Here is a 13,184-nt window from a genome sequence, read left to right as displayed (position 1 = left end):
CTCAATAGATAAAATGATTTGCCAATGCGTACTCTTCTATATTCTTTCTAGTGACTTCTCTTTTGAGATATTTTTCAATCACTAAGCCAGCAATCGAGGCGGCAGCTCTTGCTCCTTGCCCGGAATTTTCTACATATACCGATACAGCAATTTTTGGATTTTCTCTTGGTGCAAAGGCGATAAAAACTGAGTGATCCTCTCCTCTTGGGTTTTGGCTTGTTCCTGTTTTGCCGCAAACTTCTACACCTTCAATTCGTGCACGAAAACCTGTTCCACCATCCTCATTGACAACTCGCCACATTGCGTCGATTACCGTTTCGTAATGCTCTGCGCTCACAGTTGTGTAATGTGGTGTGGTAAATTCTTCAGGCACAAAATTATCCTCTCCGATGCCTTTTACCATGTGCGGGGTGTAGTAATAACCTCTATTGGCTAATATAGCTGCCAAATTTGCCATTTGCATTGGAGATACGCCTAACTCACCTTGGCCGATACTAAGCGAGTAAATGGTAGAAAATCTCCAACGGCCTTCACCATAAATTCGATTGTATAATCCTGGGCCAGGCAACCTTCCCGCTTTTTCATTTGGCAAATCCACACCCAATGGCTGACCAAGACCAAAACTTAGCATATGGTTTCTCCATTTTTCAAGACCAATTTCTGTGTCCTTGTAGGTATTGCTAGATTCATTTTGGTTTACAATCAGGCGGAATACTTGATGGAAATAGGGATTGCAGGAATGCTTGATTGCACCTGCTAAATCTTCATTGGTATGAGAGCCATGGCAGGCGATGATTCCTCTATTGCAAAATATTCTAGTGTCTGGAGTTATCACTCCTTCTTCCATGGCTACAAGCCCTTGAAACATTTTGAAAATTGAGCCCGGAGGATAGACATCCGCCATAATAGGTCTATTGAATAATGGCTTTAATGAATCATTTAAGAGATCCATATAATTATTGCCGAATGCTCTGCCAGAAAGCAAATTTGGATCATAAGTAGGAGCGGATACCATCGAGAGGATTTCTCCTGTTCCTGGTTCCAAGGCTACAATGCTACCAATTTTTCCCTCCATTAGCTTTTCTGCATAGACTTGTAATTCGAGGTCTAAAGTGGTTTGAATATTATCACCTGGAAATGGAAGTGTATCAAATTCACCTTGCTTGAATGAGCCTTTGTCAACTCCACGCACGTTTACCAATTTGAATTTGACTCCGCGCTTACCTCGCAGCACATCTTCATAGCTATATTCTAGGCCGCTCATTCCTACATAATCGGCCTTTTTGTAATATTTTGTGGTGTCTCTATCCAATCTTTGTCGGTCGATTTCGGCCAAGTAACCAAGTCCATGTGACATTACATTATGTGGATAGGAGCGTACCGAACGGGCATTGATAAAGAAGCCGGGAAAATCAACCAAGTAATCTTGTATGCGAGCAAATTCTTCAAGAGGAAGCTGTTTGATAAAAACGGAGGGCTTCAAACGTGAATATTCTTTCGCTTCCTTCATTTTGGTGTCGAAGGTTTCACGATCTATTTTTACTAATTCGCAAAAGAAAGCAGTATCAAGCTTATTTACTTCAAGGGGCGTTACCATTAAATCAAAAACAGGATTATTAATGACAAGTAATTCGCCATTGCGATCGAACATAAGTCCACGGTAAGGGAATTCATCCACCCGCTGTATTACGTTACTATCTGCCATTGCCTTATAGTTTTTGTCAACTACTTGAAGCATAAACAGACGAATAATAAATATAAGCCCAACCAAGACAAAGAATCCTTGAATGAGGAATTTACGATTATCATTCATTATAATTTCTTTTTACTAAAAAATAGATATTGCAATAAAATTACCAATGTTCCTGTGAGCAATGTGCTCCAAAAAACCTTGTTAAGCGTGATCCACCAAAAGGTAAAACCTCCTGCTTCAAGATAAAATATAGCCAATTGATGTACAAAAATCAATGGGAAAGCATACGCCAAAAACCACGAAAGGCCAGTGTCTTGTACTTTGGGAATGGTTACGGTTTCGTAACCTCCCGCTGGAGTTATAATACGAAGCCAGCCTGCTCGCACATATCCAAGCAACACAGATGCAGCAGCATGAATTCCTAGTGTATCATAAAAAATATCTACTACCAATCCTGCCGCAAAACCTAAAAGAACCATTAGAATGGAAGATGCCTCCAATGGAACGAGTAGTAGAAAAACTAAATACGGAAATACGAAAGCAACACCAAACAAGGACATGTTTTTGAATATCAATACTTGCAGAAGTATGAATAGCAGGAAATTGGCGATCTGACCTACAAGTATTCTATTGCTCACTAATGTCGAGAGTTATATTTTCTATTGAATCTTTTTCCACTTTCATTTTATTGCCAATCACATAAACCCATTTGAGGCTTGTAAAATCTGTGCTTAAGCGAATATTGATATCGTAATAAGTTGCATCACCACGAATTTCTTTGTCGATAATATTACCCACTGGAATGGCGGGAGGATAAACGGTGCTAAAGCCAGAAGTAACCACTGCATCGCCTGGAGTGATAATTATATGCCTCGGGATATATAGTAGCTTTGCAATTGTAGGGTCTTGGCCGCTCCATTGCACGCTACCGATGCTATTATTGCTTTGAATTACTGATGAAGTAAGTACTTCTCTATGCAACACTGAGGTGATGGTAGAGAAATTCCTACCAACAACTTTGACTCTGCCCACAACACCATCGCTACTAATTACGCCCATTCCTTCCTCAATACCGTGATTAGAACCCTTATCGATAGTAAGGTAATTTTGTGTATTGCGGAGGCTTTGGTTTATCACCTTAGCGGGAATATAATAATATACCGAATCGCTCAGTCCAAAGCCCGACAGGATAGTTGTGTCCTTATTGATATCCGAGAGCAGTTCAATATTGGCAAGCTTCGCTTTAAGGATCGCATTTTCTTGATTCAATATCTGATTTTGCTCAGCTAAGTTTAGGTACTCTGTAGCATCGCTGGAGTAACTTAGCAAGGTAGCCGCCATCTCGTTTGAGGAATTGAAGAAAGCGGCACTTTGATAAGGGTTGTTCGTAAAAATTAACCAGAAGCAAAGGGCTTCAAAGGCCACAAATAAAAGGAAGGCCCGAATCCTGAAAATAAATAGGAGTAGGGTTCGCATGTATTAGCTTAGGACATCAATACTGATTTAAAATTATCTAAGTTTTTCAATGAAAGTCCAGTGCCTCTCACCACAGCCCTTAGCGGATCTTCTGCAATGTGTATTGGCAATTTGGTTTTCATGGCAAGTCTTTTGTCTAGTCCACGAAGCATGGCACCACCACCTGTTAGGTGAATTCCATTGTCGTAAATATCGGCAGACAACTCTGGTGGAGAAATCTCCAATGCTTTGAGCACGGCTTCTTCGATTTTGGAAACTGATTTATCTAAAGCAAAAGCAATCTCAGAATAAGAGATTTTAATAACCTTTGGAATACCTGTCATCAAATCCCTCCCGCGTATCTCGTAATCTTCTGGAGGCTCGTCCAATTCCGTAAGAGCAGAGCCAACTGATATTTTGATTTTCTCGGCAGATCTCTCTCCTATCAACAAATTATGTTGGCGACGCATGTAGTCCAATATATCTCTATTGAAGGTGTCGCCCGCCACTCGTATAGACTGATCGCAGACAATACCAGAAAGCGCAATTACAGCGATTTCTGTTGTACCACCTCCGATATCCACAATCATGGAACCGATTGGTTGCTCAATGTCAATACCTATGCCCAATGCTGCGGCAATAGGCTCGTGAATCATATATACTTCTTTGGCACCAGCATGCTCAGCGGAGTCACGCACAGCACGTTTTTCAACTTCAGTAATGCCCGATGGAATACATATCACCATGCGGTGAGATTTTGGCAGCATACTGCCACCTTTTCCATGGATCATTTTGATCATACCACGAATCATATGTTCTGCAGCGTGGAAATCCGCAATTACACCATCTTTCAATGGCCGAATAGTTTTTATATTCTCATGCGTTTTTTCGTGCATTTGCATGGCTTGATGGCCAATTGCAATTACCTTATTTGTGGTTTTATCAATAGCAATAATGGATGGCTCATCTACCACCACTTTATCTTTATATATAATAAGCGTATTTGCTGTACCTAAGTCAATTGCAATATCGCTGGTGAAAAAATCAAAAATTCCCATTTATAAAAAGCTCCCTATTTGCAAGGTGAATGTTGTGTTTGTCAAGTTAGAAAATTAATAATAAAATTGGCTCTAAACGAGCTAATTAAAGAATTTAATTAGTGTTTAAAGTGTCTTGTTCCTGTTACCACCATGGCCATGCCATTTTGGTCGCAGTAGTCTATCGAATCCTGATCGCGAATTGAGCCTCCTGGCTGTATCACCGCTTTGATTCCCGCCTTATGTGCAATTTCAACACAATCTGGAAAAGGGAAAAAAGCATCTGACGCCATCACAGCTCCATCTAAGCTCAAATTAAAAGCCTTCGCTTTGTCTATGGCTTGCTTCAAAGCATCTACGCGGGAGGTTTGCCCTACTCCACTTGCCAATAATTGGCCATCGATTGCAAGCACGATAGTATTTGACTTGGTATGTTTAGCAACTTTGGAAGCAAATACCATCGACTCAATTTCTTGGTTCGAAGGAGCTCTATTAGTTACTGTTTTCAAATCAGCCGCGGCATCTGTCTTCAAATCCCTGTCCTGTTGAATTACTCCATTAAGTAGGTTTTTGAACATCACTTTCCCTTCTAGACCCTTAAGTTGCTTAAGCAGAATTCTGTTTTTCTTGGTTTTCAAAAGCTCAATAGCCTCTTCCGTAAAGTCGGGAGCAATTAGGATTTCGAAAAACAAGGAATTCATGGCTTCCGCAGCTTCCAAGTCAATTGTACTATTGCTTATCAGAACGCCCCCAAACGCAGAAATGGTATCTGCTTCGAAGGCTTTTTTATAAGCATCAGCTACGGTGTTACCAATGGCGCAACCGCATGCATTTGTGTGTTTCAAAATGGCAAATGCTTTTTCGCCCTCAAACTCCTCTATTAGATTCACGGCTGCATCTACATCTACTAAATTATTGTACGACAGTTCCTTGCCATTAAGCTGTGTGAACATTTCATCCAATGGACCAAAAAACACGCCCTGCTGGTGTGGATTTTCGCCATATCTCAATGATTTCCCTTCGCGAATACTTTGTTTGAACGAAGATATGTTCTGAATTCTGTTAAAATACTGGAAGATGGCCGTGTCGTAATGTGAGCTGATATTAAATGCTTCTGCCGCAAAACGCTGACGCTGTGCTAAAGTAGTTTCACCATTTCCTTCCGTGAGAAGGGCAAGTGTGTTTTCATATTGATCACGATGTGATACAATTAGCGTGTCTTTGAAGTTTTTAGCAGCAGCACGAATAAGAGAAATACCTCCAATGTCAATTTTCTCAATAATCTCGCTTTCTGAGGCACCACTTGCTACGGTTTCTTCGAATGGATATAAATCTACAATGACCAAATCAATTGCTGGAATTTGATATTCCGCAGCTTGTTGTAAATCCGATTCATTATCCCTGCGATGAAGAATACCACCAAATATTTTGGGATGGAGCGTTTTTACCCTCCCGCCAAAAATGGATGGATACTCGGTAAGATCTTCTACCGGAACTACGGTAATGCCTAAACTTTCGATGAAACTTTGGGTACCACCCGTAGAGTAAATGGTAACGCCTTGACTGTTAAGTAATTCAACTAATGGAGCAAGTCCATCTTTATAAAAAACAGAGATAAGTGCTGAGGAAATTTTTTTTGAAGACATGACGAGGTTTTTCTGGATTTACAAAAGTAGAAAATTATAGCTGGTTTAGAAGGTAATTTTCAATCACTTTTGGGTAATGTTTGTACTCTAAGGCATGTATTTTTTGCGCTAGTGAATCCGGAGTTTCATCTGATGCCAATTCACATTTGGCTTGGAAGAGAATTGTGCCTTCATCGTATCGCTCATTCACTAAATGAATGGTGATGCCCGACTCAATTTCGCCTGTTGCAATTACCGATTCATGCACTTTGGCGCCATACATTCCTTTGCCACCAAATTTGGGTAAAAGTGCCGGATGTATATTGATAATTCGATCGGGAAATGCCTGTACCAAATATGGTGGAATAAGCAAAAGAAAGCCTGCAAGCACAATAGTATCTATTTGATTTTGCTTGAGTGTACTTAATAATGCCTCACCGCTTACAAGTTCATTTTTGTTGATTAGGCTTACTGGCACATTCAAATTTTCTGCACGAGCTATTACTCCTGCATCACGTTTATTGCATACTACAAGCTTTACCCGAATAGTGGGATGCGTCCGAAAATACTCAATCAAATTTTGGGCATTGGTGCCCGAACCAGATGCAAAAACAGCAATATTTTTCATGAAATGGCGAGAATGAGTAGCAAAAGTAATAAGCCTAAAAGAATATCATGCTTAAAATGCCAGAAAGCATAATCATTTTGCAGTAATTACTTAAAAATAGATATCCTTTGGTTGTATCGGCGTAATAGAGCTTGTAGATGAAAAAAATGAAAACGGGAGATAGGAATAAGAAATAGTAAATTAAAATAGTGTTGGCCAAGAGCGTAGCTAGATAAAACAGACTTGTCACGAATAAAAATGAAATGAAGTAAATGAGGTTTTTCGTTTTGCGATAACCCCAGATAATAGGCAAGGTTTTGCAACCGTGCGTAGAGTCGCCCTTCAAATCTTCCATGTCTTTTACGATCTCCCTGATGAGCGTGATACCCATCGAAAATAGCGCATAGGTATTTACCAAAAACTCATTTTTTCCATACAGTACTCCTACCAAAGCTATGGATGCGCCAGTAAGAATAGCCACCATCAGATTACCAACTAGTGGTAATCTTTTGAGTTGATTAGAATATAACCAAAGGCAAAATGTTGCAATCAAGTTGATGAGTCCGATGGTGTAGCTAAGGGCAAAACCGATGGCCACAGCCACCAAATTGAATATAGAATGTAACAAAAGAGCAACTCTTCGCTTGAAACTATTCCCTACAAGTACGCGGTCTGGTTTGTTGATGAAGTCAATTTTGACATCGTAATAATCGTTGATGATATAGCCGGCAGCAGTAATAAGCAGTGTAGAGATAATCAACAACCAAAGTTGAGTATCGGCAAAATAGGCTAGTAAGGTGCCATGTGCATCAATTAAGAAATAGGCAGCCATAAACTGTGCAAGAAATACGATAAGTAAGTTTGGCAGCCTGATCAGCTTCAAAAAGTCTTTGAATAAGAAGCGGGAGGATTTGGACTGCTTGGCGCTAATCATATTTTTGAATGCTTATATAAGTCCGCTTTTAACCACAAAGTTAGAGTGCTGTTGCAAATTACGGTTATTGAAGAGTATATACCCAACATGCAGGTATAATCCTTAATCTAAACTATCGATTTTTGTAAAAGAAGTGATTTTTCGGAATGGCATCACTAACTGTTTGACATTTGAAATGTGAAAACGGATAAGGCGGATTTGTAATCAGACTGATTTTGAAAAAAGAAGAAATTAGACGCATAATACCACAGGGAGAAGACACATGAGTGCGCAGAGAAAATTAATTCTCTGTGCAATTACGCAAATCTTCTCCCTCCTTGTGGGAAAAGAATATGTTTGAACAGTTTTGGGCGGCCCCTAATCTATATTTTAAAACGCTATTGCAAAGAGCGGCTATTGAACAGGATATACCCAATGTGCAAGAACAATCCTTTTTGATTGAATGGATCGTCGTAGTGATTGTAAGAAAGTGCAATTGGGCCAACCGGGCTATGAAACACCATAGTTGCAGCAGCGGCTATCTGCATTTTGCTAAAGCCGGCATCAATAGCTGCACGGTTGTTTGGGCGCTCAACGATAGTTCTGTAAGGCACAAAGCCATACGCTTCTAAGCGAAAATCAAGGTTTTTGCCAAGCTCATAGATATTTTTGATCCCTCCCGCTACAAACGCAGGCGCTCTAAATTTGGTCAAAAACAATGTGCGGCTATCTTGCAGAGGATAAAAACCAGGCGAATTGGCCAAACTAGAAACATAACTGAAGAATGCTGGCTGGGTGGAATGTACCCATTGAGCCATATAGCCAATTCTTACTTTTCTATCTTCAAAAAAGAACTGCTCCATACTTATTGAAGCTCTCACCCAACTTCTGCTGGTTTCTTCAAATTGCACTCCAGCATCGAATGCTCCAAATGGTTCTAAGGTTTCGTTACCGACGAATAAGTCAAGTCCGTATTCTAATTTGCGGCCTTTGCTTGCGTATTGCTTCCTATTGAAACTATTGTTCAATTGCTGCGCTCCAATTCTAAAGCCGGTCATTTTGAACCTATCCAAGCTATCCGTTCTAGCAGAGCCTAAATCATTATTGAATCTGTCGCTATTATTGAAATAGCCAATTCGGCTAGTTAGGCGTGTGTCATTTCCAATAGCGATTCCCGCATTGATACCCAAAAACTGATCTACTTGATCGAGCGCTCCCACAGGGTTTTTGCCAAACACTACATTAGTTGAGTTGAGATAATCCCAATGGTTGTACGTATAAATAGGCTCAACATAAGCTAGCGACCGTGGGGAGAAGGTTTTGCGAGCATTGATACTTACGGATTGGTAGAATCGACCAGTATATAAATTGACACCATAGGTATTTAGGGTATTTTGTAAGCTACTGTAGCGCAGAGCAAAATAGAGAGAACTTACTCGCTTTGAGCCAATATTGCCACCAACATCTACTTTCACACGGTCATTTGGTGTGCCTTCTATTTCAAAGTCGTAAAATTTCGTTTGCTCATTGTACTTAAGGTCTGGTACAATGTCTTTGAAAATATCATTGGCCAATAATTGATAGTATGCTTTCCGTACATCATCAATTGATGACTGATTGCCTGATACATCAGTTAATAATTTACTTAAGTATTTTGTTTGAGCTCTATTATACCCAACTACGTTTACCTTGTCTATTACTAAAGAAGGTGTTCCATTTTTGAATTCTCTACGCTTGTTAATAATATCCGTTTTGGTTTGTCGCGTCTGAACATTTCTCTTTATCTCAGGCATTGCTCTTATGGCTGCATTGTAGCCACTATCCACAAGTGCATGTACTTTGTCAAAATCAAGTGCAGAATAGCCTTCCAAGTTTGGCTCTAGAAATAATCCTTTGCCAATCATTTCAGTGCTGTCAGTCTTATCCAAAAACATAAATATCAAATCTTGATTAAGCAGTTTTCGGTCGTTTTTGCCATAAGGATATTCTTGGTATTTTTTTACTGCTACATTCACTCCAATAATATATTCTGGATTGAATTGCTGCTCCATTACGTCAACAGGGAAGTTATTGTACATGCCGCCATCAAATAGGAGCATATCGCCTACTCGTATGGGACGAAAAAAGAATGGAACCGTCATGGAAGAGCGGGCAGCTTTATGCAGCGGAGCTCCTTCTATTATAATCTGCTTTTGTGTAAATACATCTGCGGCATTTATCCGTAGAGGCACCATCAGATTATCGAAATTTTCTTGAGACTTGACCGATGCAGGAGCAAGCATCTCCATCAAAGCAAAATTGATGGCTAAATCGCTAGAAAGGTTAGGACTAAAAATAGCATTGAAGGCGGAGTCTAAAGCGACATCAATACTCACCCACGAGGGATCATTCAGCTTTTGAATACTTGAAAAATCGTAGACATCTAAAGCCTTTCCCTTCACCCAATTCTGGAAATCTTGGGAGTAAACAATTTCCTCCATTTGCTCTGGAGAATAGCCTGCCGCATACATCGCTCCAATGATGGCACCCATCGAAGTACCCGTGATATAGTCGATTGGAATTTCATTTTCTTCGAAGGCTTTTATTACTCCAAGGTGCGCTAGACCTTTTGCGCCTCCTCCACTAAATACCAAGCCAACTTCCTGAGCATTGGCATTATTTTGTACGAACAAACAAATAACACATACGAATAGTGCGATTTTTTTTCCAAGCATAATTGAGTAAAGCAGAGGTTAAAAATTTTTTTATAAAACCCTTAAATATAGGGAATTAAAGTCAATTTTTATTTGATGCAATAGCTACTTTTTCAGTTTTTACTTTGATTGCATCTAATGCAACTCTTTGACTAATCATGGATTTTTCATATTCTGCTTTATGCTCAGCAGTAATGGGGTTTTCAGGAGGGAGATCGACTTTGAGCGCATCTATTTGAGTGCCATTTTTCCAAAATCTATAGCAAAGGTGTGGACCTGTAGCTAAACCAGTGCTTCCTACATAGCCAATTACTTGTCCTTGTTTTACTCTTTGACCGGCTTTGAGTCCGGCAGCACGTTTTGACATGTGGAGGTAGCCTGTGGTATACGTTGCGTTATGTTTGATTTTGACATAATTGCCATTGGCGCTAGTGTATGCCGCAGCTTCTACCACTCCATCAGCAGCAGCTTTGATAGGTGTGCCTGTGGGTGCTGCGAAGTCGGTGCCGAGGTGTGCTCTATATACTTTGGCGACAGGGTGAAATCTGCGTGGGTTATATCTTGAGCTTATTCTACTGAAGTTTACCGGATAGCGAAGAAAGGCCTTTTTTAAACTATTGCCTTCTTCGTCAAAATAGTCTTCGCCATCTCCTTGGTCGTAGCTGTAAGCATACATAGGTGAGCCCCAATGATTCATTTCAGCAGAGATAATTCGGCCCGTTCCAATTACTTCTCCTTCCACCCGCATTTCTTCATATACTACACGGAAGTAATCGTCTTTTTGGATCGAACCAAAATCTAATTTCCAACCATAAATATCAGCAAAATCATCCACCAGTTTTGTTGTTCCACCTTCTTCAAGCATCACATTATATACCGATGAATTAGGCTTTATTACGCCTGAGATGGTTTTTACCACCGTTTCAATTTCTTTTACCTCGTAATTTATATTCAAATCACCTTCCAGCTCATACACTACATATTCGGTAGAGTTGGGTTCGTAGATGAAGTATTTGGCATTGAGGGAATCCTTATCGCAAAGGAGGATGTATTTTTTGTCAACTGCGAGTTTCCGTACATCGAATATATCCTTACTCTTGCGTGCGATCTGATCGATAACGCTATAGTTTACATTGTATTCGGTAAGGATGTGAGATAGATTTTGATTGCGCTTGATGGTGCCTTCTACTATATGATAAGCATTTTCCGCAAAACCATAAATGAAATTGCTCTCCACCACAGAGGCTTCCATTATGTCTGTTTCCAATTCGTTTAGCTCCGAAGCTTCATCTGAGGAAGCTGGATTGCCAAAAAAATACCATAGCCCAACCACGGCTAAGCAGGCAACCACGCCTATTATTTTCTTGTTCATCTGTTAATTTTTTGAGTGACCTTTTATGTTTTCCTTTTCTGGGGCTTAATATATGCAAAAATCCAGGGCAATGAAACGATGAGAGACAATCAATTGGGCAAATAGCCTTATTTTAATTAAAAGAGGAGGCTTTTATAGGGAAATTTGAAGGTTCCCGTTTGATCTGTAAATTTGATGACCTTGAAAGGGCAATAAAATAATTTTGATTAATCGATGGTAAAACTAAAAATACGTAGAGCTGATAAATCCGAAGTAGGCATTATTGCTGATTTCCAACAAAAAATGGCTTGGGAAACTGAGAAGTTGGAATTGCGGGAGGATGTACTGACCGCCGGCGTAAAAGCTGTGTTTGAAGATAGTAACAAGGGCTTGTACTATGTAGCCGAGCAGGATGGAAATGTAGTGGCCTCATTGATGATTACATACGAATGGAGCGATTGGCGCAATGGCACTGTTTGGTGGATACAGTCTGTGTATGTGTTGCCAGCCTTCAGAGGGCAAGGAGTTTTTAAGCAGATGTATCTTCACCTTAAGGAACATGTGATGCAAAGCGAACTAAGAGGACTTCGCCTGTATGTAGACAAAACCAATACCGCCGCCCAAAAAGTATATGACTCCATAGGAATGACACAGGAGCACTATGCGATGTATGAGTGGATGAAGGGGTAATTGTTGCTTATTGAATTGCGTTTTTATCGTATTTGTATTCAACGATGCATGGCTCTTGATCAAAATTGTTGAGGCCATAAATTTTTTCATTCACTTCGTCAACAATTAGGTATTGTAAGGGGATATCTAATTGAAATGCACAAATTGGATTTCCCTCAAAGTCGAATACAATAATCTCATTTCCCATTGGTCGACTCTGTTGGTTGGCATATAAGGCATAGATTAGGTTTTCTCCAAATTGAAAATCAACATAACCAAAGGTCATTTTATCCATAGGGATATAGTGCATTCCATAGCCTGCTGAATAATCGACTTCAAATTCATGTTTTATATTATCTGGCCCTCTAATACTTAGGATCTTGTCAGTTTGAGTATCTAGTATTTCAATCAAATCCATATATAGAGTAGAATAACCAAATCGCTTTCTGTGCTTATTAGTGCGAAAACTACCTTGAAATATGGAAGAATAAACATGGAGTGGAATTTCTCTGGGATCATCAAGCATCATCTCCCACGTTTCCCATGATTTTGTTACTTTTCGTTGGTTTAGGTTTATCCTTATAAACTTCTCTGGCAAATAAGAGGAAACACCAATTAGAGTTGAATCTGACTCTATTTCAAATAGAATAGACTCATTTGTATATTTTGAATATTCTACTATTGAATCTGCCTCCATTTGTGAACTATTTGCATCGAAAAAACCAACCCTTCCTTGACTCAATGACTTACCAATTATCTGTTGATCATTATCGGAATGAAGAAAAGAAAATATAGGACCGATTTCTTTAGGCCCCATTCCTTGTTTCCCTTTTTGGCGTACAAACTGAAGTGTTTGTTTATTTATTAGATTAAGTTCAGGATCTGTCTTTCGGTCCTTTACAACGATAAAATCCTTTGTTTGTGTAATGTGCGATGGAAAGTATATTTCCTCAAAGTAAATTTGTTTACCCTTGAGCGCAAAGTTATTGGTGATATCTTTTCTTGTGAAGGGTTTTTCGTCTTCATTGCTTGGATTGTTACATGTCAATATGGTACTACATATTAGAAATAGCCATAAAATATTTAAGTTGTTGATTTTCAATTTTTTAAATATATCCAATTGATATTGAGGTGGTGCTTC

The 13,184-nt window shown here is 39.5% G+C and carries 11 protein-coding genes; 1 reads left to right on the top strand and 10 read right to left on the bottom strand.

Annotated elements, in window-relative coordinates:
* Nucleotide 1 precedes the first annotated feature (1 nt).
* The 9 genes from mrdA to ACOXY8_RS06635 form a co-directional block, all read right to left on the bottom strand.
* Nucleotides 2-1,813 carry a penicillin-binding protein 2 gene (gene mrdA / locus ACOXY8_RS06675; protein WP_458330783.1) on the bottom strand — a complete coding sequence of 604 codons (1,812 nt, stop codon included), beginning with the start codon at nt 1,811-1,813 and terminating at the stop codon, nt 2-4.
* A complete protein-coding gene (locus ACOXY8_RS06670) occupies nt 1,813-2,331 on the bottom strand; it encodes a Rod shape-determining protein MreD (protein WP_458330782.1) in 519 nt (172 codons plus the stop codon). The genes mrdA and ACOXY8_RS06670 overlap by 1 nt, the downstream gene beginning before the upstream one ends.
* Nucleotides 2,321-3,169, bottom strand: coding sequence for a rod shape-determining protein MreC (gene mreC / locus ACOXY8_RS06665; RefSeq protein WP_458330781.1), 849 nt, complete (start codon nt 3,167-3,169; stop codon nt 2,321-2,323). The genes ACOXY8_RS06670 and mreC overlap by 11 nt, the downstream gene beginning before the upstream one ends.
* An 8-nt stretch (nt 3,170-3,177) precedes the next feature.
* On the bottom strand, nt 3,178-4,206 hold the full coding sequence (locus ACOXY8_RS06660; RefSeq protein ID WP_458330780.1) for a rod shape-determining protein: 1,029 nt from the start codon (nt 4,204-4,206) through the stop codon (nt 3,178-3,180).
* 98 nt (nt 4,207-4,304) lie between these two features.
* Nucleotides 4,305-5,831, bottom strand: coding sequence for a bifunctional phosphoribosylaminoimidazolecarboxamide formyltransferase/IMP cyclohydrolase (gene purH, locus ACOXY8_RS06655; protein ID WP_458330779.1), 1,527 nt, complete (start codon nt 5,829-5,831; stop codon nt 4,305-4,307).
* Between the two features lie 34 nt (nt 5,832-5,865).
* Complete coding sequence (gene purN / locus ACOXY8_RS06650) at nt 5,866-6,438, bottom strand: phosphoribosylglycinamide formyltransferase (RefSeq protein ID WP_458330778.1); 573 nt, start codon at nt 6,436-6,438, stop codon at nt 5,866-5,868.
* A 34-nt stretch (nt 6,439-6,472) separates the two neighbouring features.
* Nucleotides 6,473-7,351 carry a geranylgeranylglycerol-phosphate geranylgeranyltransferase gene (locus tag ACOXY8_RS06645; RefSeq protein ID WP_458330777.1) on the bottom strand — a complete coding sequence of 293 codons (879 nt, stop codon included), beginning with the start codon at nt 7,349-7,351 and terminating at the stop codon, nt 6,473-6,475.
* Nucleotides 7,352-7,728: 377 nt separating this feature from the next.
* On the bottom strand, nt 7,729-10,044 hold the full coding sequence (locus tag ACOXY8_RS06640; RefSeq protein WP_458330776.1) for a patatin-like phospholipase family protein: 2,316 nt from the start codon (nt 10,042-10,044) through the stop codon (nt 7,729-7,731).
* Between the two features lie 61 nt (nt 10,045-10,105).
* Nucleotides 10,106-11,395, bottom strand: coding sequence for a peptidoglycan DD-metalloendopeptidase family protein (locus ACOXY8_RS06635; protein WP_458330775.1), 1,290 nt, complete (start codon nt 11,393-11,395; stop codon nt 10,106-10,108).
* Between the two features lie 213 nt (nt 11,396-11,608).
* Between ACOXY8_RS06635 and ACOXY8_RS06630 the strand changes: the two genes are divergently transcribed.
* Entirely contained in the window at nt 11,609-12,064 is a 456-nt protein-coding gene (locus ACOXY8_RS06630) for a GNAT family N-acetyltransferase (protein ID WP_458330774.1), read from the top strand.
* A gap of 7 nt (nt 12,065-12,071) precedes the next feature.
* On the opposite strand, the gene ACOXY8_RS06625 is transcribed toward ACOXY8_RS06630, so the two are convergent.
* Entirely contained in the window at nt 12,072-13,091 is a 1,020-nt protein-coding gene (locus ACOXY8_RS06625) for a BF3164 family lipoprotein (protein ID WP_458330773.1), read from the bottom strand.
* Nucleotides 13,092-13,184: the final 93 nt, after the last annotated feature.

This window comes from Peijinzhouia sedimentorum (assembly GCF_049340005.1).
Lineage (GTDB): Bacteria > Bacteroidota > Bacteroidia > Cytophagales > Cyclobacteriaceae > CAXBDP01.
The sequence above is the reverse complement of the archived record's forward strand: the minus strand, read 5'-3'. Positions and strand labels throughout refer to the sequence as shown.